Below are 23,192 nucleotides of genomic sequence, written 5' to 3' on the forward strand. Positions count from 1 at the left end.
ATATATCACCTAGATTTCTTCATTAAATTCCCACAAACGGCCTTTAATATTTAATTGATTAATCACTTTAGGCAATGTTTTACTACCTCTTTGTCCTAATAATAACACGCCTGCAACATGCTGTTCATGCCATAATGGTATAGCAACGAGCGCGTTTAAGTTTTCACTCATCAAAATAGGGTACTTAATTTTTTCTTCTGGTGTTATTGTTTTGGAAACATTTTCTATAACCATTCGCTTTCCTGTTTTCATGACTGTCCCAGCTAAGCCTCTGCCTTTTCTCAAAACAATCAATTTATAACGACTGTTTAAATTACCTGAAACATATTGCCATTTAATAGGTCCAGAAGGTTCGTGGTTTTCATATAGTGCAACAGCAGCAAAATCACAGTTTACTTTTTTTCTAAGTGTGTCAAGTTCCTGCTGAAAATGTACCGGTTCAAACAAAGGTTCCGGAATCATATATCGTACTCCTTTTATATTTAATGTGCACGAGGTGCTTTATGTTTTCTATATACAATATAACGTCTATTTGTATATGCTAATGGAATACTCCATACATGTACAAGACGTGTAAATGGCCAACAAGCTAATATTGTAAATCCTAATAAGATATGAATTTTAAATGATAATGGAACGCCTGTCATTAGTGCTGCATTGGGTGAGAATGTAAATAAGTGTCTAAACCATATAGAAATCGTTTGACGGTAATCAAAGTCAGTTACCATTGCATTAGTAACTAAAGTTGAGAAACATCCCATAAATATAATCAATATTAATAAGAAATTTACGAAAATATCAGAAGCTGAACTTAACTTTCTCACATTACTAATCGTTAAACGTCTTGCTGTTAAAAGTAACATTCCAATTAGAGTCATTATACCAAAAATACTACCAATATAAACAGCTCCAAAGTGATATGTACTTTCGCTTATGCCAAGTCCATCTATCCATTTTGCTGGAATAGCTAACCCCACCACATGACCAAAAAATACTGGAATAATTCCTAAGTGAAATAACAGACTGCCCCATTTAAGTTGTTTTTTTTCTAAAAACTCACTCGATTTTGCAGTCCATGAAAACTGATCATATTTATATCGAGCAATATGACCAACGATAAAAATTGCCACACATAAATATGGGTAAATAATCCAAAGAAATTGATTAAGCATGATGTGTCACCTCTTTTGGAATGTCTAAACAAGCTTTTAATGTTTCTCGTAATGCACGAATCACATAAGCGTAAGGATTATTCTCCTTAGCTAATTGATTTGCCATTTCATATGTACCATCTTCAATAATCATAATCACTAACTCAATATTGCCTTCTGCACGAGGATCATTATGCCAACTTGCTACATGTAAAAACTGCAACATCAATGGTAGATAATCTGATAATTCATTATCTACCATTTTTAATCCAAACATTTCATAAAGTACTTTTAGTTTTGCGAGCATTTGACCTCTTTCTTTTTGAGTATCAAATTTATTGTAAGTCATATAAAGTGGTGATGTTTTATTGAAATCAAATGTATCCGTATAAATTGCTTTAATTTCAGATAAAGTAAATTGGTACATAATTTCACGATATTTCATTAAATCTGCATATCCTGGATGCGAAGGATGAATCGTTTCTTCAAATGTATTAGGATGAAATGTTAATTTTTCTGGAAAATTAAGTTGTTGTGCAAGATATCCAAAACTTTCTTGATAGTATTTAAATTGTGTTAGATTAATCACGGAAAATACCTCCATAGAAATTCTCATTATAAATCTCTTGACCAGATTTTCCTGACGTTGAACCTACTGGAACACCGCAGCCTTCACAATTATCTCCGAAATATTCACCGCCATATCCTTGGCTACCTTGAGCGTGATACGTATCTAAATAGGTTTCTTTATGTGAAGATGGTACAACAAATCGATCTTCATATTTAGCTAAACCTAATAGACGATACATTTCTTTTGTTTGAATTTCTGATAAACCTAAACGTTCTAATCTAGAAGTATCAAATGGTTTGTTTGTGACTTGAGCACGCATATAACTTCTCATCATTGCCATTTTTTGTAACGCTTCTTTTACTGGCTCTACTTTACCTGCTGTAAATAAGTTTGCTAAATATTCAATAGGTAAACGCATTTCTTCGATGGCCGGGAAAATCATATCTGGATTTTGACCTGAATTTTTACCTTCAAAATAACTCATAATTGGACTTAAAGGCGGGCAGTACCATACCATTGGCATTGTTCTAAATTCAGGATGTAATGGAAATGCCAATTTATATTCAATCGCTAATTTATACACAGGTGAATTTTGAGCAGCTTGGATCCATTCATAACTGATACCATCTTTTTCTGCTTGTTCAATCACTTCTTCATCAAATGGGTTTAAGAAGATATCAAGTTGTTTTTCATATAAATCTTGTTCATTTTCAGCTGAAGCCGCTTCGTGTACACGATCAGCGTCATATAATAAAACGCCTAAATATCTCATTCTTCCTGTACATGTTTCTGAACATACAGTTGGCATTCCTGCTTCAATTCTTGGGAAGCAGAATGTACATTTTTCAGCTTTATTTGTTTTCCAGTTGAAATATACTTTTTTGTAAGGACAACCTGTCATACAGTAGCGCCACCCACGACATGCCTCCTGATCGACTAAAACAATACCATCTTCATCTCTTTTATACATAGCCCCTGAAGGACATGAAGCAACACAACTAGGATTTAAGCAATGCTCGCATAGACGAGGTAAATACATCATAAATGTTTCATCAAATTGGAATTTGATATCTTCTTCAATTCTTTGAATATTTGGATCTTCTGGTCCTGTTACATGTCCGCCAGCTAAATCATCTTCCCAGTTTGGTCCCCATTCAAGATTTAGTCTATCTCCTGAAATCAATGAATGTGCTTTTGCCACTGGTGAATGTTTACCTTCTTTAGCTGTGGTTAAATGTTCATAATTATAAGTCCATGGTTCATAATAATCTTTGATTAACGGCATATCTGGATTATAGAAGATTTTACCTAAGGCAATTTTAGACCACTTACTACCTGATTTAAGCTCAAGTTTACCTTTTTTATTTAATACCCAACCACCTTTATAGTGCTCTTGATCTTCCCAACGTTTTGGATAACCTACACCTGGTTTGGTTTCTACATTATTAAACCACATGTATTCTGCACCCGGTCTATTTGTCCAAGTATTTTTACATGTCACACTACATGTATGACACCCAATACATTTATCTAAATTCAATACCATTGCAACTTGCGCTTTAATCTTCAAGCCAATTTACCTCCTTCATTTTTCTAACTGCGACGTACACATCACGTTGGTTTCCAATTGGTCCATAGTAATTGAAGTGATAACTAATTTGTGCATATCCTCCAACTAATTGCGTAGGTTTTAGGTGAATTCTTGTAGGTGCATTATGTGATCCCCCACGAGTATCAGTAATCTCAGAACCTGGTGTTTCAATGTGCTTATCTTGAGCGTGATACATAAACATTGTACCTTTCGGCATGCGGTGTGACGTTACCGCTCTTGCAGTTACAACACCATTTCTGTTATAAACTTCAAGCCAATCATTATCATTGATACCATGTTGCTCAGCATCTTCATTAGATAGCCAAACCACTGGACCTCCTCTGAATAGAGTCAACATACGTTCATTATCTTGATATGTTGAATGAATATTCCATTTTCCATGAGGTGTTAAATAACGTAGAACAAGTGCATCTTGTCCACCTTTTATCTTTTTATCTCTTGCGCCAAATACCATTGGTGGAAGTGTTGGTTTATATACTGGTAAGCTTTCACCAAATTGCTGGAATACTTCGTGATCGATATAGTAACTTTGTCTTCCAGTGAGCGTTCTAAAAGGTACAAGTCTTTCAATATTTGTTGTAAATGGAGAATAACGACGATTATTTTTATTAGAGCCTGGGAATACTGCTGTTGGGATAACTTCTCTTGGTTGAGCTGTAATATTTAAGAACGAAATTTTTTCAGATGCACGTTCTTTTGAAATATCCTTCAATTCCATTCCAGTTTGATTTTCTAAATCTTCATATGATTTTTGAGATAATTTACCATTCGTTGCCGAAGAGATATTTAAAATTGCATCAGCTACTTTACGTGCAGTATCAATACGTGGTCTATCGTTTCTAACAGAATGTTCATCGTCATCATTCCACGTACCAATCATACTTTTTAGCTCTTCGTATTCTTCTTTAACGCTAAAACTAACGCCGTGTGCCCCTACTTTACCTTTCTCAAGTAAAGGTCCTAATGTAACGTATTTATCATAAATTTTAGTATAGTCACGTTCTACAATAGAGAAGTTAGGCATAGTTTTACCTGGAATACCTTCTACTTCACCTTTAGACCAATCTTTAACGATACCGTATTCAGAACCTAGTTCTTGTTTAGAGTCATGTGCAAGTGGTGTAGTTACCACATCTTTAAATGTACCTGGTAAATAATCTTTAGCCATTTCTGAAATTGCTTTACTCAATGTTTTGTAAATGTCCCAGTCAGAACGTGACTCCCATAATGGATCAATTGCTGGATTAAATGGATGAATAAATGGATGCATGTCGGTTGAAGATAAGTCATGTTTTTCATACCAAGTTGCTGCTGGCAGCACAATATCAGAATATAAAGGCGTTGCAGTCATTCTAAAATCTAATGATACAAGTAAATCTAATTTACCTACTGTATCTTCTCTCCATTTAATTTCCTCTGGTTTATCATCTTCATTCGGTTCAGCCATTAATCCTGAACGTGTACCAAGTAAATGTTTCATAAAGTACTCTTGACCTTTAGCTGAACTTGAAATTAAGTTAGATCTCCAAACAAATAATGTTTTAGGATGATTTTTTCTTAAATCTGGGTCTTCAATAGCAAATTCTGTTTCTTTATTTTTCACTGATTCAATCGCACGTTTTAAAATAGCTTCATTTGAATCATCGCCCGCATCTTTTGCCTCTTCACCAAATAACAAACTGTTTTTATTAAATTGTGGATATGAAGGTAACCAACCTAAACGTGCTGCTGTCACATTATAATCTGCTGGATGCTGATGTTTAATGTTGTTAGCAAGTGGTGATTTCAATTTATCTACATTAGATTCTTCATATTTCCATTGATCAGTTGCAAAATAGAACCAACTTGTACCATTTTGTAAACGTGGTGGACCTTGCCAATCTTTAGCGAAAGCTACAGTATTCCATCCTTCAATTGGACGACATTTTTCTTGCCCAACATAGTGAGCCCAACCTCCACCATTAACACCTTGGCATCCACATAATAGAACTAAATTCAATACAGCACGGTAAATGGTGTCAGAGTTGAACCAGTGGTTAATCCCCGCACCCATAATAATCATCGAACGTCCTTTAGTATCAATAGCATTTTGTGCAAATTCTCTTGCTACTTGTGTCACTAATTCTTGTTTAATACCTGTGACGTTTTCTTGCCATGCAGGTGTATATTTAGATTCACTATCTTCATAAGATTTAGCTTCTAACTCATGACCAAATCGTTTAATACCATATTGACTAGCCATTAAATCATATACTGTAGCAATACGTACTTCTTTACCATCTGCTAATTTAACTTTTTTAGTTGGGATAGGTCGTTCGAAAATACCGTCTCCTTGACTATCAAAGTAAGGGAATTGAATGGTTTGTAACTCATATTCTTCTTCTGCAACAGATAAAGCTGGATCAATTTTACTTCCATCTTCTGTTTCAAGTTTTAAATTCCATTGTTTGCCTTCTTCCCAACGTTGACCCATTGTACCGTTTGGAACCACAAGTTTGTGGCTAATCGCATCGTGAATAACTGGTTTCCACTCACCATTTTCACTTTTTATACCTAAATCGCTTGCACGTAAAAATCGTCCTGCCTTATAACCATTCTCATCTTCATCCAGCATCAATACAAATGGCATATCTGTATATTGCTTTGCATAATTAACAAACATATCACTTGGTTTATCTTCATAAAATTCTTGTAAGATGACATGTGTCATAGCTTGAGCAACTGCGGCATCTGTTCCTGGATTAGGTGCTAACCAATTATCAGCAAATTTAACATTTTCTGCATAATCTGGTGCTACAGAAACCACTTTTGCACCTTTATAACGTACTTCAGTCATAAAATGGGCATCAGGCGTACGAGTAAGTGGAACGTTAGAGCCCCACATAATGATGTAAGAAGCATTGTACCAATCACTTGATTCAGGTACATCAGTTTGTTCACCCCAAATTTGAGGAGATGCAGGTGGTAAATCAGCATACCAATCATAAAAACTTAACATTTCCCCGCCTAATAAATTAATAAAACGCGCACCAGATGCATAACTAATCATCGACATTGCTGGAATAGGTGTAAAACCAGCGATTCTATCCGGACCATCTTTTTTAATGGTATAAAGAATTTGTGCTGCGATAATATCTGTTACATCTTTCCAACTTGCACGTACATGTCCACCTTTACCACGTGCTTCTTTATATAATTTAGCTTTCTTTTCATCTTCAACGATAGATGCCCATGCGGCGATACGATTTCCATTATTGTCTTCAAGTGCTTCTGTCCATAGATCTAATAGTTTACCTCTAATGTAAGGGTATTTTACACGAAGTGGGCTGTATTCATACCATGAAAATGACGCGCCACGTGGACATCCACGAGGTTCAAATTCAGGCATATCTGGACCACAACTTGGATAGTCAATTTGTTGATTCTCCCACGTAATCACACCATTTTTAACGAAAACTTTCCACGAACATGATCCTGTACAGTTTACGCCATGTGTGGTTCTTACTACTTTATCGTGACTCCATCTTTCACGATACATTTTTTCCCATTCTCTACTTTTACTTTCTAAAACTGACCAATTTCCATTAAACGTTTCAGTTGGTTTGAAAAAGTTTAATCCGAATTTTCCCATTTATATAAATCCTCCTACCTGCAAAGGTAATACGTTACTTATGTCCAATGTTATTTAAAGAAATTTCATTTAAATTGTACATTTTTTCACATGGTTTTTATATTAGGGAATTACCTATTTCATATAAAAGAATCCCTAAAAAAAGTGAGATAACACACGTTTTAAATATCGTGTTATCTCACTTATGACATTCGAAGCGTAAAGAACTACACTTCAATATATTTAATATTTTGGTGCTGCGTTATGATCGATTCATATAAATACTTTTGTGAAGAATGATAAGTTTCATCATATTGAATTAAGCATTTTAAATACTGTTGAGATAAGTCTTCTGCTTTTGAAAGGGCTAAGTCTTTATTCCCTTTAATAACGTACAATGTTTCATCTATTGTTTGTTTTGAGTGTATAATCTTTTCGTCATCCATATAGTTAATGATATGGCCTAATATACAAATTCCTGGATCATGTTTCATATTAAGCTTAGATAATTGATATTCAATAGTGCTTAGTTTACCAACCACTATGGTTTCGTTATAACACGTAGCATTAAAAATGATAGCAATATCATAATCTTCTTTAGTATATCTTCTAATTTGATTAATAATATCATTTAATCGTTTAATTCCCATATAAATTGCCAAAGTCCCACCATTAGCTAAATTACGTATATCCATGTCTTGATCAATATCATCTTTAAAATGACCTGTGGAAAATGTAACACTTGGTGCTACTGAGCGCATCGTTAAACCTAAGTCTAATGAAGCTACCGCTGCACTCGCAGAAGTTACCCCAGGTACAATATCATAAGCAATCTGATGTTCTTTTAAAATGTCTATTTCTTCAGTTACTCGGCCAAACACTGCTGGGTCTCCACCTTTTAAACGTACAACAATTTTATACTTTTTCGCTGCTGCTACTATTTTTAAATTGATACCTTCTTGTTGAATATGTTTAGTATAAGGTTTTTTTCCAACATCTATGATTTCAGTAGTTGGCTTTGCATATTGTAATATCAATGGATTGACAAGACGATCATATAAAATAACATCTGCTTGACGAATTAATCGTTCTGCTTGTTTAGTTAGCAAATTAGGATTGCCAGGACCAGCTCCAATTAAATATACTTTTCCAAATTCACTTTTAGTGACTAGAGACATATAAATACGTCTCCATCTTGAATTTCAACTTGATATGTTTCAACACAACCTGTATCAGGTTCTTGCACTTCACCCGTATTCAAATCAATTTTTTGATCGTGGAGTGGACAATAAACATATTCTCCACTTACAGTACCTTCAGATAACGGTCCTTCTTTATGTGGACACACATTATTAATAGCATGCACTTCTCCATTTTCTGTTAAAAATATACCGATTTGTTTATCTTTAACGATAACCTTTTTACCAATTAATGGTGTTAATTCATCCATAGTTGTTACTTTAACTTTTTCCATTACACTCATCCTCACACTTTCTCGACTTCAAATATTTTTTGTGCTTCTTTATTTTCAACAATAGCTTCCCAAGGTTCTTCTTCAAGTGCTTGTTTTGCATCCATAATTCTATCAAAAAGTTCTTTTTGACGTTGTTCATCTAAAAGCACTTCCTTAACATGATCAAATCCTAGTCGTTTAAGCCATGGTGCTGTTCGTTCAGCATATATTCCAGTCTCTCTGTAATACTGCATAAGCGCACCACAAAGTTGTACCACTTGATCTTCTGTTTCAACAGTAGTAAGTAATTGACCTACAGTGACCTCTGTACCACCGTTACCGCCAATATAAATTTGATAGCCATTTTCTACTGAAATGACACCAAAGTCTTTAACACCTGATTCTACACAGCTTCTTGGACAACCAGAAACACCCATTTTAAATTTATGAGGTGTGTCTATGTATTCAAATGTTTTTTCTAATCGAATACCTAAACGTGTCGTATATTGTGTACCAAATCGACAGAATTCTTTACCAACACAACTTTTCACAGAACGCGTTTTCTTACCATATGCAGAGGCAGAGCGCATACCTAAATCTTTCCAAACTTTTGGTAACTCATCTTTTTTAAGACCATATAACCCTACACGCTGAGACCCTGTTACTTTAACAAGAGGCACGTTATATTTTTTCGCTACTTCACCTAAACGAATTAATTGGTCAGCATCTGTGACACCACCACGCATTTGTGGAATCACTGAGAAAGTACCATCATTTTGAATATTTGCATGATAACGTTCGTTCGCAAATCTTGATGCTTTTTCATCTTGGTGTTCATGAGGATATACCATATTTAGATAATAGTTGATAGCTGGGCGACATTTTGGACAACCATTTTTATCTTTAAAATCAAGTACGTGACGAACTTCTTTTGATGTTTTTAAACCTTTAGCTCTAATTTGAGTAACAATTTCATCACGTGTCAAATCAGTACATGCACAAATACCAGTTGGTTTAGCAGCTACAAATTCATCACCTAATGTACATTTTAGTATTTCTCCAATTTGTCCTTTACACTTACCACAAGAATTTCCTGCTTTGGTTGTTTTTGTAACCTCATCTACAGTAGTCAACCCTTTTGTTGTAATTGCGTTGACAATCGTACCTTTATCTACACCATTACAACCACAAATTGTTTCATCATCAGGCATGTCTGCTATTGAAGTTCCACTTTCTTCTCCGCCTTTATGAAGCAGTGACACTAGTGTATAGTCCTCTAGTGATTCATGTTTTTTCATCATACTATAAAATCTTGAACCATCATCTGTATCACCATATAAAACGGCACCTACCACTCGACCATCACTTAGATAGACTTTTTTGTAAATATTATCTACACTGTTAAAGATTTCGATACCGTGTACAGTTTCATCTTCAACGATTTGTCCTGCACTATATAAATCACAACCTGATACTTTTAAAGACGTAAATGTTGTAGAACCTTTATATCCTTCAGTCTCTTTACCTGTTAAATAATCAGCAAGCACTTTACCTTGTTCATAAAGAGGTGCAACTAAACCATATACTTTACCGTTGTGTTCCGCGCATTCACCCACGGCATAGATATGTTCATCAGATGTTTGCAAGTAATCATTAACAACGATACCTCGATTCACTTCTAATCCCGCTTCACGAGCTACTTCGGTAAATGGACGTATACCAACAGCCATAACGACTAAATCCGTTTCTATTACTCTACCATCAGCTAGCTTAATAGCTTCTACATCATCTGTTCCTATAATTTCTTTAGAATTTGCTTGTAGTTCAATATGCATGCCTTGACGTTCTAAATCAGCTTTTAACATATCTCCAGCTTTACGGTCTAATTGCATTTCCATCAGCCATTCTGCTAAGTGAAGAACTGTTACATCCATACCTTGATCCATTAATCCTCTTGCACATTCTAATCCAAGAAGACCTCCACCAATAACAATGGCACGTTTTTTTGTTTTAGCAATTTCAATCATACGCTCAGTATCTTCAATTGTGCGCCAACCGATGACACTTGGTAATTCTGATCCAGGTATAGGTAAAACAAATGCCTTTGAACCCGTCGCAAAGATACAGATATCATAAGCTACAGTGATACCTTTAGATGTAGTGACAGTTTTGGATTGTCTATCTACTTTTTCAACTGGATCATCTACAATTAGTTCAATATGATGTTCTTTATACCAGTCATAATCATTCATAATCGTTTCTTCAACTGTCATTTTCTTTTGTAAAATGTTCGATAACATGATTCGATTATAATTAGGATAAGGTTCTTTACCAATAATTGTAATGTCAAATTGAGAATCTGAACGTTCTAAAATTTCTTCAATTGTTCTTAAACCAGCCATACCATTACCAATCATTACGAGTTTTTGTTTAGCCATATCAATGCCCCTTTTATTACATTTAATTATTATTAAATTCAAATAGTTTTGCACTCACTATTCTTTACAAGGCTATTTTATACCATATTCTTTTGAATTTGTGATTATTTTCACACTTAAATGTAAAATCGGGGATTTCCCTAATAAAAAACATCTTCCATTACATGAGTGAGGATTTAGCACTCATATAATGAAAGATGTATGTAGTTACTATACTGTTAATTCTTTTAATCGCTCTCGAATAATCGATTTTAAAATAGGGTCGAAATTAATAGACGGAGTCATGTGCAATTCATTAGCAATATCCATCTCTGATATAAGACCCTTTACTTTATTAACTAAACGTCCATCATATAAAAACATTGGAACCACAATAAGATGACGATATTGTCTTGAAAGTTGATCTAAATCATTTTTAAACGTAATATCTCCATATAACGTACGGCAATATATAGGTTTGTCTTGCTTTAACTTAGTACTAAATTCTTTTAGTTCATCATGTGCTTTAGTATAAGAAAAGCTACCATGTGCAATCAATACAACTGCCACATTTGACTCTTTATTCATATCCACATCATTAATACGTTGTTCTACTAAATCCACCATATATGGATGCGTACCAAGAGGCGCACTAATTTCATATATTATATTTGGATGTGCTTGTTTAATGTTTCTTAACATCTCTGGAATGTCTACAATGTAATGCATGGCTGAAAATATAAGTAAAGGTACAACTTTAAATTGCGTTTCCCCTTTTTCTATTAAATTAGTAATCGTATTTTCAACGCTTTTTTCTTCACTTTCAATAAAAGCAAGCTCATAAGCGTAAGTTTCATCTTGTAATAAACTATCTATAAATTCACCGAGTGCTTTATTTTGATCTCCTTTTCTCATGCCATGAGCTACTAGAATATTCGCAACCAAATGGTTTCCCCCTTATTATTTTAATGTTGATTAAAATAATAAGATTTTCTGAATATTAAGTCAATATGTTGGGGATTAAAAGAGCGGAAATGTCTCTCGATATTTCCGCTCTTTGATCGTCTTACTATGCTTTTATACTGTCTCTTTTTCCGTTTAAATAAGCATAAACAAGCCCTACAAAAATACCTCCACCAATATAGTTACCTACAAAAGCAAATACGATATTTTTTAGCACATCTATCCATGATAATGCATCACTATTATAAAAAATCATTCCTGCATATAATCCAGCATTAAATACAACGTGTTCATATCCCATAAATACAAATACTATCACACCAACAGCAATGAAAAATGCGCGCGCTAAACCTTCTTTAAAAAGCATTGAAACATAAATACCAATATTAATAAAGAAGTTACAGAATATCCCTTTGATAAGAATATTTAACCAAGTTGATTCTACCGTTTTTAAATGTACTGTTTTACTTAGACTTGCAACCATTTCAGGTGTCATCACATGTGTCCCCTTCATTAATAAGAATAAAATAAACCCACCTATAATATTTCCAATAAAACAAAATAAGAATATGTATAACATTTTTTTAACTGCAATGACTTTGTAGTACCATCCGACAGTTAAATACATAAAATTACTAGTAAGTAATTCTGAATTAGTTAGAACAATAAGAACTAAAGCTAAACTAAATGAGATTGCTCCTAATAAATTAACAAGTCCATCATTTGTTCCTGCAAACTGTGTTTTGATTGCTAACATAAATACTGTAACAATAGCTAATAAAAATCCTGACATCATTGACTTTAGTAAATATCGTCCAGGTGTTTGAGTTGCCATAACTTCTTTCATTTGTACCTGTCTTACAGCCGCTTTAATAAGATCTTTTGTAGTATATGTATCTTCAATTGTTGTATGGTTACTTGTCATATTCCCTCTCCTTAATTCATTTATAATTTTATATTATATATAGTGAAGTGCATTTTGAATAGAGAAGATTAAAAAAGAGCAACATATGGAGGTTTATTTTCCATATCTTGCTCTTGTCATGATATTAATGTGCTTTTTTTAATTTTGAAAAATAACGTAATCCTGAAGCAAAAATACCATAGCCTAATGCCGTTCTTAAAATATATTTTATGACGCCATTATTTAAACACTTTGAATTAATTAATAATGTTGGAATTAAAGTACTAATTGAAAATAATCCCAGCACTTTTAAATATCTTTCTTTCATACTATATCATCCTCTTTTCAATATTATTATAACTTAAAAGTTCAATTTAATTTTGACATCCTCGTGACGATTTATTCATTAAGTAAGACTTCTAGTTGATCTAATGTTGAATTCATACCTGCTTCTATTCCCATACCTACTGCTTGTTGAGCTGCTTCTTTAGTTGGAAACACTGACGTAGACGTAATAGTAGTCATTTGTTTATTATCTGAGTTAAAATTGATTGAAATATGCATACCAGGTAAACGCGTATCTTTTTTTCCCTCAGGTGTAGCAAAGTAATCAAAGTATTCAAGATACTTCGGACGATCCACTTTTCGATATTCTGTTAATGTATAGCTTGTCTGTTCTGAGGTTTCTATTGCAAAGAAGGCTTCCCCGCCTTCTTCAGTATTAAAACGATATACTTTTGTCTTAGCGCCTTGAGGATGAAACCATTGCTCAAATAACGATGGATTTGTATAGGCATCAAATACATCATTGATAGGAGCTTTAAATGTTCTTTTAAAAATTATTTTATTTTCTTTTACATCGATTGACATCGTTATCTCTCCTAATTTCTAAAATGGTGATTTCTATAATTTAACAACTATTATATTTTAAGACAATAAAAAAACAGGCAAAGTTAGAACTCTGCCTGTTTTTTAACTTTATTATTCTTCAATAGGAAATTCTAAATCGAATTCCACATTTAATGTTTTACCTAATAAGAAACCACCAGTTTCTAATGGTTGGTTAAATGTAACACCATATTTTTCACGATCAAGTTCGCCAGTAATAACTAAACCTGCTGTATTTTTATTATTAAGTGGGTTTAAGCTAATACCTTTATAATCTAAATCGAATGTTTCTTTTTGTGTTTGATCTTTAATTGTTACATTACCAGTAACTGAATGGTCATCAACACTAATAATTTCAAATTTAATTTCAGGATATTGTTCAACGTTTAAGAAATCTTCACTTTTAAGATGATTATCACGATCTTCTACTTTAGTATCAATAGAATTAGCTTGAACAGTAAAAGTGCCTTTTAAAGAACTTAAATCATGAAAGTCACCTGTAATATCTGCATCAAAATCGTTAAAACGTCCTTTTACATTACTAATTACAAGGTGTTGTATTGAGAAATTCACACCTGAATGAACTGGATCTAAATTAAAGTTAGCCATTTATTTTCCCTCCAATAGTGAAATGATAAAACTAATAGTATTCATTTTATCTATCTTCTACTTTAATATAATTATTATACTCAGTATATTAAATAAATCTAATGAAAATGACAAACTAAACGACTTAATTAAAGTAAATTAATTGTTCTAACTTTATTTCTTTTATCTCTATTCCCTTTTTTTATAAAAATAATGATTTTAAATGTAAGATTTTTAAATATTTCATAAACTATATAAAAACATAATTAAAAGACCTAATTTAATATTTAAACAACACTAAGTTAGGTCTTTTGTATTATGCTATAAATATTTTTCCCATTCTTTAACTTTATAAGGGTCTTCTACTTTTTTACCATTGATAAAAACTGTTGGAACAGATTGAATATGATTTTCTTTTGTTAACTTTTTCTGTTTTTCTGCTTCCTTCCAAGCATCGCTATTTTTAGTTTTATATTCTTTTTTTATGCGATCTTTTTGTTTTTGAGAAATATTTAATTGGTCAATTTCTTTATCTAGTAATGTTTCAGTAATCCAATGTTTTTTTTCTTCTTGTTGATGAGCATATATATTTTTTTGGAATGTAAGATATTCTTTTGGTGCAATAGATTGAATAGCATTCCCTGCTCTAGAGCCCATTAATGAATCTTTTCCAAGAAAACTTGCATTAATAAATTGATATTCCACTCTATTTGTATCAATATAATCTTTTTTTATGATAGGCATGACGTTATCTTCAATTTTCTTGCAATAAGGACATTTATAGTCTCCATATTCTACAATTAAAATTTTTCCATTTTTCGTATGAGCTGGGGTTGTTTCTTTTTTATTTCGAGAGCAAGCGACAACGATAATGATTAAACATATGATCCCAGCTCCAATAAAAATCAATTTTTTCATATATACTCCTTAAGATGGTTTCAATTAGTTAAGATTTTCTTCCTTATAATCCGAATCATGTGTACTAATATATTGTTTCGTATCAAAGTGCTCTAAATAAGTTGCCTTCTTGTCTTTAAATTGATATGTATAATAATGCATTTCATCGTTATTACTTAATGGTCTATATGCTAATACAACATATTTACCTTTTTCATACACATATATATTAGCGTCTTTTTTATCAAAGTGTTTTACCACATCGCCTTGTTCATTCCTAGCAAGTCGTTCTTGTTTTTTATCTTGTAGTTTTACAGCTTTATCTATTTTATTAGCATATTCATCATTACCGCAGCCCGCTAGCAATATGACACATACACTTAATGATAAAATCAATCTTTTCAAATATGTTCACTCCTACTTTTTCTAATCTAACCTAATATAACTCTTACTATTATACTATGCTTATACTGATTATCATATAGTGGTTTTGCAATATAAACTAGACTATTAAAAAATATTATATTTTAAGTTTTATAGTTATATATTTAAAAAAATAATTATTATCTAATACTAAAGCATGAGCAAATTAATTTACTAAATGTGTGTAATAATAGAACTAATTTGATAAAATAGTTTAGAATTCTTAAAAACACAGAGGAGTAGATAATCATGAAATTCGTAAGTTTAACACCTGAAGAATTTGAAAAATTCACATCCGAACATTTTTCTCACTATACACAATCTCGAATACACTTTGATAATAGAAATGAGATGAAACATGATGTACATGTTGTAGGTGTTAAAGATGATAGTGGAGATGTCATTGCAGCAACATTAATGACTGAAGCACGCGCATTAAAATTTTATAAATATTTTTACACACATCGTGGTCCAGTAATGGATTATAGCAATATCAAACTGGTTCACTTCTTTTTCAAATCACTAACAGAATATTTAAAAAAACAAAATTGTCTATTTGTTTTAGTAGATCCATATATTTTAGAAAACCTACGTAATGCAGATGGAGAAATTTTAAAAAGCTACGATAATCGTGCAGTGATTAAAACACTTGAAGACTTAGGATATAAACATCAAGGTTGGTCTGTAGGTTATAGTACAATGAGTCAAATTCGTTGGTTGTCTGTACTTGATCTTAAAGATAAAACTGAAGACCAATTATTAAAAGAAATGGACTATCAAACACGTCGTAATATTAAAAAGACGTATGAAATGGGCGTAAAAGTTAAAACATTACCTATGGAAGACACACATACTTTCTTCGAACTGTTCCAAATGGCTGAAGAAAAACATGGCTTTAAATTTAGAGATGAGCCTTATTTCTATGAAATGCAAAAAACATATAAAGATCATGCCATGCTAAAATTAGCTTATATCGATTTAAAAGATTATTTGTCTACTCTACAACATAAACATGAGGATTTAACAAAACAACTTACCGAAATTGAAGAAGTTTTAAAAGAAAGCCCTAACTCTAAAAAGAACAAAAATAAACGCAATCAACTTCAACAACAATTTGATAGCAATGAACGTAAAATAAACCAAACAAAAGATAAAATTGCAGCAGAAGGTGAAGTATTAAATCTAGCAGCTGCATTATATATCTACAATGAACATGAAGTATATTATTTATCTAGTGGTTCTAACCCAAAATATAATGAATATATGGGGGCCTATCGTTTACAGTGGGAAATGATTAAATTTGCTAAAGAGCATAACATTGACCGTTACAACTTCTATGGTATTACTGGAGACTTTAGTGAAAATGCTGAAGATTATGGTGTCCAACAGTTCAAAAAAGGCTTTAATGCTGGTGTTTATGAATATATTGGTGACTTCATTAAGCCAATTAAACCTGTTCTTTATCATACTCAACAATGGATCAAAAATAGAAGATAATCATTGCATTATAAGTATACTTTAAGGTAGGCATATAACTATGAAATACAGTATGTTTTCTATAGGAGATACATTCATTAGTAAACATTACAAAATAACTGAGAAAGAAATATTAGAGTTTGCTCATCAATTTGACCCTCAATATATGCATCTAGATAAGAAAAAAGCAGGTCAAGGAATGTATAAAGGGATTATAGCATCAGGTATGCATACCCTTTCTCTTTCTTTTAAACTTTGGATTGAAGAAAATAAATATGAAGAAGACATCATTGCAGGGACTCATTTAAATAATGTAACCTTTATTAAACCTGTCTATCCAAATGATAACTTATATGTAAAAGTTAAAGTTTTAGATAAAAAATTGAAAAAACAATTTGGTAGTTTAACCGTTGAAATTATGACATTTAATCAATATGAGAATAAAGTACTTCAATTTGAGCTTACTGTTTTACTATCAGTTTAAAATAATAAACATTTCTAAAATCTATTTATCTGAAGAAAGAAAGCATTATTCAATAAAAAGAATCGTCGTTCAAGATGAAACATCTCAAACGACGATTCTTTTTTAATTTTTATTAATTACATTTAAAAAACGTCTTAATTCATCAGTTTTAGGATGATTAAATAATTCTTCAGGAGACCCTTCTTCACCAATTTCTCCGTCGTGAATAAATACAACTTTATTAGATACTTCTTTTGCAAAACGCATTGCATGAGTAACTATCACCATCGTCATGCCTTCATTTGCTAATTCTTTAATAACCTTCAACACATCATTCACAAGTTCAGGGTCAAGTGCAGATGTAGGTTCATCAAATAACATCACTTTAGGATTCATCGCTAACGCTCTCGCAATCGCCACACGTTGTTGCTGACCACCAGAAAGTGCATGAGGACGTTGATCTTTAACATGTGTTAAACCTACTTTTTCAAGTAAGCCTAATGCTCTATCTCTAGCTTCTGATTTACTCATTTTCTTTACAGTTACTAAACCTTCCATCACATTTTCTAAAGCTGTTTTATGTGGAAAAAGATTATAACTTTGGAATACCATCCCTGATTGTTTACGTACTTCAATTTGAGATTTCTTATCTTTAGCAGTATACGTTTTATCATTCACAGTAACGTTGCCTTCAGTCGGAATCTCTAACGCATTAATCATACGCAATAATGTAGTCTTACCCGAACCGGAACGACCAATTAATGTGACAACTTCACCTTTTTTTACATTCAAATCAATACCTTTAATTACTTCTTTATCATTAAAAGATTTATGAATATTGGATAACTCAATCATGCCTTATACCCTCTTTCAATATATGATTCATAGAAGCCTTGGATGACTGAAATAATAAAACAAACAACCCAATACATCACAGCTACGAGAATATAAATTGTAAAGTACTCGTATGTTGTAGAAGCAACTTCTTGCGCTTTACGGAACATTTCAGCTACTAAGATAAATCCTAATAATGAAGTGTCTTTAATTAATCCTAAGAATGTGTTACCTAAAGCTGGAACTGAAACACGAATCGCTTGAGGTAAAATAATACGTTGAATCGTTTGACGATAATTCATTCCAATAGAGTATGCCGCTTCTGTCTGGCCTTTTGGAATAGAAATAATACCACCACGGATAATTTCAGAGGCATATGCACCTACATTTAAAGACAATCCAATAATCGCTGAAACAACAGAAGACAATGTCCATTGTTCCTCCGCGTTTCCAGTAATTAGACGTCCAAGTTCTGGAATACCATAAAAGATAATAAAGAGTTGTACAATCATTGGTGTGCCACGAATAATAGATACATATACACGTGCAATTCCTCTTAGTACTTTACTAGACGAAATACGCATTAACGCCGTAAACAAAGCGATAATCAAGCCTAAAATAAACGTCACAATTGTAATTGGAATAGAGTATTTTACTAAACCTTCCAACATGGGTCCAAATGCTTGAGTTGCTGCATCTAATGCGTGTTGTTGTTGACTATTTAGGCTCAGAAACATTTTCACCGAACCATTTCTCACCAATTTTTGCTAGTTCACCATTCTCTTTAAGTTTTTTCAAACCATCGTTGAAATCAGAAACAACTTTATCATCGACACTTTTAGAGAATGCAAATGCTGATTTATTTTGTTCTGCATCACCTTTGATTGCTTTAATTTTAGCATTAGGTTTTTGTTTTTTATAATCTAAATAAGATAAGCTATCATTAAAAGTACCATCCACACGTTTAGATAATAATAAATCGATAGACTGGTTGAAACCATCTACTTTAGTGATGTTAGCACCTTTATCTTTAGCAAGTTTTCCGTAGTTAGAAGTAAATGTTTGTGCTAATTTTTTACCTTTCACATCATCAAATGATTTAATATTCTTCTCATCATCACGAACAACTAAGACACCACTTGAATAAGTGTAAGGGTTAGAGAATTTATATTTTTCTTTTCTTTCTTTATTAATACCCACTTGGTTTGCAATGACATCAAAACGTTTTGCATCTAAACCAGCAAACATTGAATCCCAAGATGTTTCATTAAATTTAAGTTTATATCCTTCTTCTTTCGCAACAGCTTTAATTACATCAATATCATAACCAGTTAACTGATCTTTTTTGTTGTGGAAAGTAAAAGGTGCATAAGTCCCTTCAGTTCCTACACGTAAGGTTTTTTTATCACTATTACTGCTACTTGATTTTGAATCACTATTTTTGTCAGATGAACCACTATTACCACATGCGGCTAATACAAAAATAAGTGTCAAAGCTACAAATAAAAGTCTTTTCATTAATAACTCCTCCATATTCCTATTAAATTAGTCAGAATAAATTAATTCTAATCTCATCACTATGAATAGTCAATAACTATTTAAACTATTAAATAAAATAGAAGGTTTAGATATGAGGTTAATGACTTTCTTCATTTAAATCCTTTTTTTGTTTAAGTAAAAAAGTTAATAATAAACTAACAACTGTGATAATGACTGCGAATAAAAAGCCAGAATGATATCCATGTATCATTGCGTCTGTTTGAATGTGTTTCATCATCTCTGTTTTAGCCATTCCTTGATAATCACTTGGTGTCGGTTTAAAATGCTGACTTGCTACACTTAAAATTGTTACTAAACCAGCTGTACCAATAGAACCCGCTACTTGTTGAATCGTATTTGTCATTGAAGATCCATGAGCATTTAATTCTGGAGTGAGTTGGTTCATTGTATGCGTCATTACAGGCATTAACCCTAAAGCAATACCAATCATACGAATCGCATAAATAGTTGCTAAAACAATTGTTGACGTATGTTCATCCATTACTACAAAGTAGGACGTCGTAATTGTTACAATAAGCATACCTATCATTGAAAGTACTCGTGCTCCAAAAGTTTCGTATAAACGCCCAGATATGATAGACATGATTGCCATTACAATTGCTCCAGGTAACAATATCAAACCGGAATCAACAGGCGTACGTTGCAACACATTTTGTACAAACATAGGTAATACCGTTTCAGATCCAATCATCGAAATCATCGTTACAGCCATAATAGCAATACCTACTGTGAATTGACTATTTTTAAATACTTTAAAACTTAATAGAGGGGTTTCAAGTCGTTCTTGTCTCCAAATAAATAAAACTACAAAAATAATGCCTAAAATAATAGTGCTCAGAACGACTGGGTCATTCCAACCTTTCTGAGAAATAGAACTTACCCCGTATAACATACCACCAAATCCGATAATAGATAAAATAATGGATAACATGTCAATGGGTGCTTTTACTTTTACTCCAACGTTTTTAATAAAAATTAAAGCAAGTATAAAGGTCACTGCTGAAATTGGAGCTACAACATAAAACAATGCTCTCCAATTAATGTATTCAACCAAATATCCAGATAATGTAGGTCCAATCGCTGGTGCTAAACCAATCACTAATCCAAACATCCCCATATATTTTCCACGTTCGTGCGGTTCAAATATATCTAATATCGTCGTCATCATTAGTGGCATCATAATACCAGAACCTAATGCTTGGATAATTCTTGCAATTAATAAAGTAGTGAAATTAGGGCTAAATCCTCCTAGTAAAGTGCCTAGAAAGAATATAATAATTCCAGTTAAGAATACCTGTCTTGTTGTATAACGTTGAATAATAAATGCAGACAATGGAATAACTACTCCATTTGTTAGTAAGAAGGCTGTTGTGAGCCATTGTACTTGAGAATATGCAATATGAAAATCTTTCATTATTCTCGGTAATGCTGTGGTCAACAAGGTTTCATTTAATAAACCAAAAAAAATACCTAATAGCATAGTGAAAATCATAATTAACTTTTTACTATGCGACATGGTATCATCTCCTTATTTTTATTTTATAAATCGTAATAATTACTATTTACATAAACCATCTTTTCCTTTATTCTTTATAAAAAGGAGGACTATTTATGAAACAAGATTTACAAACTGCACGCCGTAACTTAAAAAGTCCTAATATTAAAACACGCAAACGTGCATTAAAGATGATTAAGCAATATCGACGTTAGTTAAAACCGTTTAACTATTTTTATAAACAATCTTACTCCACTACATTAATAAAAGACTAAAGCACTTCTTTAATGCTTTAGCCTTTTATTGTATCTACTATATTACAATAAATAAAAATTCTTGCTCACACTTTTATAAATAATAATGATTAGTTACTTTTAAATCATCATCTAATTCATAAATTAACGGTGCGCCAGTTTTAATTTCATAGCCTATAATGTCTTCATCTGATACGTTTTCTAAATATTTAATTAATGCTCGAATAGAGTTACCATGTGCTGCTACAAGTACAGTATCCCCATCTAATAAATGTTGTGAAATATGATCAGTCCAAATTGGAATGACACGCTCTAATGTTGTTTTTAAACTTTCAGAGTAAGGCATCATACGATGATCTAAATGACGATAACGACGATCATTTAAATAAGATTGACGTTGTTCTTCAGTTTGTGCTGGCGGTAATACATCATAAGAACGTCTCCATTGATGAACTTGTTCTTCACCAAATTCCTTACGGGCATCATCTTTATTTAACCCTTGTAATTTTCCATAGTGTCGTTCGTTCAAGCGCCAACTTTTATGAACGGGAATCCATTCTTGGTCAGATTCAGCTAATAAATATTGAGTCGTTTCCAATGCTCTTGTTAATAAAGAAGTATAAGCAACATCAATTTCAATTTTGTTTTCTTTTAATTTTTTACCTGAAGTGATGGCTTCATTTCTCCCTTGTTCTGACAGTTGAACATCTTCCCAACCGGTAAATAAATTTTTCGCATTCCATTCACTTTGTCCATGGCGACATAAAATTAATTTTGGCATAATATAACACTCCTTAGGTTAATAGAAAGTTAATGAGTATAACGATTGAATTATAAATACTTTCCTCATTATTTAATTTAATATCTATTTATCTTTACACCATTATTATAGAACTATTTCCCTTTTTTTCATAATAGGACTACTTATAATTTAATTCGGAATATATGATAAACGGTTGAGATATTTGTTACTTCGTGTTCATATTTGATAATGATTCTTGATATGACAGTAACCTATGTCATTAAATTAACTGTCATAGTGAACATACCGTAGTCAACATCTAGATTTATTGGGATGCAATGTTTTAATTTGAACATTAATATCCAAATCACAAAGGAGTTTTTTATCATGAAAAAATCAATTTTTGCATTAATGACCATGCTCTCATTAGGTGCCGCTAGTTTAGAAACTGGTCAGGCACACGCAGAAGAGGTATCAACATCCCCTTCTCAACAACATCAATACCAATATAATCAAAGTCATACATCTAATTTAAATGCATCAAGTTCAAACACGACAACTTCTAGTACTTCAAGTCGTACACAATCAGTATATCAACGTTTCTTAGCTGCTGGAGGCACAGAAGAAATGTGGGAGAAAATTGTCCTTCCTGAATCCGGCGGTAACCCTAATGCATCAAATGGTCAATACCATGGATTAGGCCAAACTAACCAATCATGGGGGTATGGATCAGTTGAAACTCAAACTAAAGGCATGATTCAATATGCAAAAGAACGTTATGGATCAATTGGAGCAGCGATACGTTTTAGAGAATCAAATGGTTGGTGGTAAATCGAATCAAAAAAGAGCAGGAGTATATGGACTGACCCCAATTAGTGGGAATTATATAAA

Annotated in this window: 24 protein-coding genes; 4 read left to right on the forward strand and 20 right to left on the reverse strand. The window is 32.4% G+C overall.

The window, feature by feature from the left end:
- Window positions 1–9: 9 nt before the first annotated feature.
- From nreA to HMPREF2629_RS04430, 15 genes are all read right to left on the reverse strand, one after another.
- Complete coding sequence (gene nreA / locus HMPREF2629_RS04360; RefSeq protein ID WP_017174957.1) at window positions 10–462, reverse strand: nitrate respiration regulation accessory nitrate sensor NreA; 453 nt, start codon at window positions 460–462, stop codon at window positions 10–12.
- A 20-nt stretch (window positions 463–482) separates the two neighbouring features.
- Window positions 483–1,172 (reverse strand): respiratory nitrate reductase subunit gamma, encoded by a 690-nt coding sequence (gene narI / locus HMPREF2629_RS04365; protein WP_017174958.1) that lies wholly within the window; start codon window positions 1,170–1,172, stop codon window positions 483–485.
- On the reverse strand, window positions 1,165–1,740 hold the full coding sequence (gene narJ / locus HMPREF2629_RS04370; protein WP_002448445.1) for a nitrate reductase molybdenum cofactor assembly chaperone: 576 nt from the start codon (window positions 1,738–1,740) through the stop codon (window positions 1,165–1,167). The genes narI and narJ overlap by 8 nt, the downstream gene beginning before the upstream one ends.
- Window positions 1,733–3,292 carry a nitrate reductase subunit beta gene (narH, locus tag HMPREF2629_RS04375; protein WP_061815423.1) on the reverse strand — a complete coding sequence of 520 codons (1,560 nt, stop codon included), beginning with the start codon at window positions 3,290–3,292 and terminating at the stop codon, window positions 1,733–1,735. Before narH ends, narJ begins: the two co-directional genes overlap by 8 nt.
- Window positions 3,282–6,965, reverse strand: a complete 3,684-nt coding sequence (locus HMPREF2629_RS04380) for a nitrate reductase subunit alpha (RefSeq protein ID WP_017174959.1) — start codon at window positions 6,963–6,965, stop codon at window positions 3,282–3,284. The genes narH and HMPREF2629_RS04380 overlap by 11 nt, the downstream gene beginning before the upstream one ends.
- A gap of 206 nt (window positions 6,966–7,171) precedes the next feature.
- Complete coding sequence (gene cobA / locus HMPREF2629_RS04385) at window positions 7,172–8,122, reverse strand: uroporphyrinogen-III C-methyltransferase (RefSeq protein WP_070813177.1); 951 nt, start codon at window positions 8,120–8,122, stop codon at window positions 7,172–7,174.
- The gene (gene nirD, locus HMPREF2629_RS04390; protein ID WP_029376759.1) at window positions 8,113–8,427 is read right to left on the reverse strand and encodes a nitrite reductase small subunit NirD; all 315 of its coding nucleotides are present in this window, start codon (window positions 8,425–8,427) and stop codon (window positions 8,113–8,115) included. The genes cobA and nirD overlap by 10 nt, the downstream gene beginning before the upstream one ends.
- Window positions 8,428–8,429: 2 nt before the next feature.
- Window positions 8,430–10,835, reverse strand: coding sequence for a nitrite reductase large subunit NirB (gene nirB, locus HMPREF2629_RS04395; RefSeq protein WP_017174962.1), 2,406 nt, complete (start codon window positions 10,833–10,835; stop codon window positions 8,430–8,432).
- A 210-nt stretch (window positions 10,836–11,045) separates the two neighbouring features.
- A complete protein-coding gene (locus HMPREF2629_RS04400; RefSeq protein ID WP_070813178.1) occupies window positions 11,046–11,759 on the reverse strand; it encodes a sirohydrochlorin chelatase in 714 nt (237 codons plus the stop codon).
- A 124-nt stretch (window positions 11,760–11,883) separates the two neighbouring features.
- On the reverse strand, window positions 11,884–12,702 hold the full coding sequence (locus HMPREF2629_RS04405; protein WP_002448547.1) for a formate/nitrite transporter family protein: 819 nt from the start codon (window positions 12,700–12,702) through the stop codon (window positions 11,884–11,886).
- Between the two features lie 124 nt (window positions 12,703–12,826).
- Window positions 12,827–13,009, reverse strand: a complete 183-nt coding sequence (locus HMPREF2629_RS04410; protein WP_002448340.1) for a hypothetical protein — start codon at window positions 13,007–13,009, stop codon at window positions 12,827–12,829.
- A gap of 71 nt (window positions 13,010–13,080) precedes the next feature.
- Window positions 13,081–13,551: an SRPBCC family protein gene (locus tag HMPREF2629_RS04415; protein WP_019834821.1), complete on the reverse strand. Its 471-nt coding sequence runs from the start codon at window positions 13,549–13,551 to the stop codon at window positions 13,081–13,083.
- 111 nt (window positions 13,552–13,662) lie between these two features.
- Window positions 13,663–14,178 (reverse strand): YceI family protein, encoded by a 516-nt coding sequence (locus HMPREF2629_RS04420; RefSeq protein WP_019834820.1) that lies wholly within the window; start codon window positions 14,176–14,178, stop codon window positions 13,663–13,665.
- A gap of 300 nt (window positions 14,179–14,478) precedes the next feature.
- Complete coding sequence (locus HMPREF2629_RS04425; RefSeq protein WP_049379316.1) at window positions 14,479–15,075, reverse strand: thioredoxin domain-containing protein; 597 nt, start codon at window positions 15,073–15,075, stop codon at window positions 14,479–14,481.
- Between the two features lie 24 nt (window positions 15,076–15,099).
- On the reverse strand, window positions 15,100–15,459 hold the full coding sequence (locus tag HMPREF2629_RS04430; RefSeq protein WP_017174967.1) for a DUF4467 domain-containing protein: 360 nt from the start codon (window positions 15,457–15,459) through the stop codon (window positions 15,100–15,102).
- A 267-nt stretch (window positions 15,460–15,726) separates the two neighbouring features.
- Here HMPREF2629_RS04430 and HMPREF2629_RS04435 point away from each other — a divergent pair, with 267 nt between their 5' ends.
- Both HMPREF2629_RS04435 and HMPREF2629_RS04440 read left to right on the forward strand, forming a co-directional pair.
- A complete protein-coding gene (locus HMPREF2629_RS04435; RefSeq protein ID WP_070647457.1) occupies window positions 15,727–16,974 on the forward strand; it encodes an aminoacyltransferase in 1,248 nt (415 codons plus the stop codon).
- Between the two features lie 40 nt (window positions 16,975–17,014).
- Entirely contained in the window at window positions 17,015–17,437 is a 423-nt protein-coding gene (locus tag HMPREF2629_RS04440; protein ID WP_002448363.1) for a MaoC/PaaZ C-terminal domain-containing protein, read from the forward strand.
- Window positions 17,438–17,539: 102 nt separating this feature from the next.
- On the opposite strand, the gene HMPREF2629_RS04445 is transcribed toward HMPREF2629_RS04440, so the two are convergent.
- The 4 genes from HMPREF2629_RS04445 to HMPREF2629_RS04460 form a co-directional block, all read right to left on the reverse strand.
- Entirely contained in the window at window positions 17,540–18,271 is a 732-nt protein-coding gene (locus HMPREF2629_RS04445; RefSeq protein ID WP_070436310.1) for an amino acid ABC transporter ATP-binding protein, read from the reverse strand.
- On the reverse strand, window positions 18,268–18,987 hold the full coding sequence (locus HMPREF2629_RS04450; RefSeq protein WP_049434406.1) for an amino acid ABC transporter permease: 720 nt from the start codon (window positions 18,985–18,987) through the stop codon (window positions 18,268–18,270). Before HMPREF2629_RS04450 ends, HMPREF2629_RS04445 begins: the two co-directional genes overlap by 4 nt.
- Entirely contained in the window at window positions 18,968–19,768 is an 801-nt protein-coding gene (locus HMPREF2629_RS04455) for a transporter substrate-binding domain-containing protein (protein ID WP_002448333.1), read from the reverse strand. Before HMPREF2629_RS04455 ends, HMPREF2629_RS04450 begins: the two co-directional genes overlap by 20 nt.
- Before the next feature lie 118 nt (window positions 19,769–19,886).
- A complete protein-coding gene (locus HMPREF2629_RS04460; protein ID WP_070813179.1) occupies window positions 19,887–21,326 on the reverse strand; it encodes an MDR family MFS transporter in 1,440 nt (479 codons plus the stop codon).
- 95 nt (window positions 21,327–21,421) lie between these two features.
- Here HMPREF2629_RS04460 and HMPREF2629_RS11010 point away from each other — a divergent pair, with 95 nt between their 5' ends.
- Entirely contained in the window at window positions 21,422–21,520 is a 99-nt protein-coding gene (locus HMPREF2629_RS11010) for a putative metal homeostasis protein (RefSeq protein WP_104993087.1), read from the forward strand.
- Between the two features lie 133 nt (window positions 21,521–21,653).
- On the opposite strand, the gene HMPREF2629_RS04465 is transcribed toward HMPREF2629_RS11010, so the two are convergent.
- Window positions 21,654–22,340: a 2,3-diphosphoglycerate-dependent phosphoglycerate mutase gene (locus HMPREF2629_RS04465; protein ID WP_017174974.1), complete on the reverse strand. Its 687-nt coding sequence runs from the start codon at window positions 22,338–22,340 to the stop codon at window positions 21,654–21,656.
- A 348-nt stretch (window positions 22,341–22,688) separates the two neighbouring features.
- Here HMPREF2629_RS04465 and HMPREF2629_RS04470 point away from each other — a divergent pair, with 348 nt between their 5' ends.
- Window positions 22,689–23,132 carry an aggregation-promoting factor C-terminal-like domain-containing protein gene (locus HMPREF2629_RS04470; RefSeq protein WP_070813180.1) on the forward strand — a complete coding sequence of 148 codons (444 nt, stop codon included), beginning with the start codon at window positions 22,689–22,691 and terminating at the stop codon, window positions 23,130–23,132.
- Window positions 23,133–23,192 lie beyond the last annotated feature (60 nt).

The sequence above is a fragment of the Staphylococcus sp. HMSC034C12 genome (assembly GCF_001835895.1).
In the GTDB taxonomy this organism is placed as follows: domain Bacteria; phylum Bacillota; class Bacilli; order Staphylococcales; family Staphylococcaceae; genus Staphylococcus; species Staphylococcus hominis.

Coding starts and splice junctions, on each gene's coding strand:
- HMPREF2629_RS04420 (WP_019834820.1), bottom strand. CDS start 14,178: ATGGCTAACTTTAATTTAGATCCAGTTCATTCAGGTGTGAATTTCTCA.
- narI (WP_017174958.1), bottom strand. CDS start 1,172: ATGCTTAATCAATTTCTTTGGATTATTTACCCATATTTATGTGTGGCA.
- HMPREF2629_RS04415 (WP_019834821.1), bottom strand. CDS start 13,551: ATGTCAATCGATGTAAAAGAAAATAAAATAATTTTTAAAAGAACATTT.
- nirB (WP_017174962.1), bottom strand. CDS start 10,835: ATGGCTAAACAAAAACTCGTAATGATTGGTAATGGTATGGCTGGTTTA.
- HMPREF2629_RS04455 (WP_002448333.1), bottom strand. CDS start 19,768: ATGAAAAGACTTTTATTTGTAGCTTTGACACTTATTTTTGTATTAGCC.
- HMPREF2629_RS04470 (WP_070813180.1), top strand. CDS start 22,689: ATGAAAAAATCAATTTTTGCATTAATGACCATGCTCTCATTAGGTGCC.
- cobA (WP_070813177.1), bottom strand. CDS start 8,122: ATGTCTCTAGTCACTAAAAGTGAATTTGGAAAAGTATATTTAATTGGA.
- HMPREF2629_RS04410 (WP_002448340.1), bottom strand. CDS start 13,009: ATGAAAGAAAGATATTTAAAAGTGCTGGGATTATTTTCAATTAGTACT.
- HMPREF2629_RS04435 (WP_070647457.1), top strand. CDS start 15,727: ATGAAATTCGTAAGTTTAACACCTGAAGAATTTGAAAAATTCACATCC.
- nirD (WP_029376759.1), bottom strand. CDS start 8,427: ATGAGTGTAATGGAAAAAGTTAAAGTAACAACTATGGATGAATTAACA.
- nreA (WP_017174957.1), bottom strand. CDS start 462: ATGATTCCGGAACCTTTGTTTGAACCGGTACATTTTCAGCAGGAACTT.
- HMPREF2629_RS04450 (WP_049434406.1), bottom strand. CDS start 18,987: ATGTTTCTGAGCCTAAATAGTCAACAACAACACGCATTAGATGCAGCA.
- HMPREF2629_RS04405 (WP_002448547.1), bottom strand. CDS start 12,702: ATGACAAGTAACCATACAACAATTGAAGATACATATACTACAAAAGAT.
- HMPREF2629_RS04425 (WP_049379316.1), bottom strand. CDS start 15,075: ATGAAAAAATTGATTTTTATTGGAGCTGGGATCATATGTTTAATCATT.
- HMPREF2629_RS04445 (WP_070436310.1), bottom strand. CDS start 18,271: ATGATTGAGTTATCCAATATTCATAAATCTTTTAATGATAAAGAAGTA.
- HMPREF2629_RS04380 (WP_017174959.1), bottom strand. CDS start 6,965: ATGGGAAAATTCGGATTAAACTTTTTCAAACCAACTGAAACGTTTAAT.
- HMPREF2629_RS04440 (WP_002448363.1), top strand. CDS start 17,015: ATGAAATACAGTATGTTTTCTATAGGAGATACATTCATTAGTAAACAT.
- HMPREF2629_RS04465 (WP_017174974.1), bottom strand. CDS start 22,340: ATGCCAAAATTAATTTTATGTCGCCATGGACAAAGTGAATGGAATGCG.
- HMPREF2629_RS04460 (WP_070813179.1), bottom strand. CDS start 21,326: ATGTCGCATAGTAAAAAGTTAATTATGATTTTCACTATGCTATTAGGT.
- HMPREF2629_RS11010 (WP_104993087.1), top strand. CDS start 21,422: ATGAAACAAGATTTACAAACTGCACGCCGTAACTTAAAAAGTCCTAAT.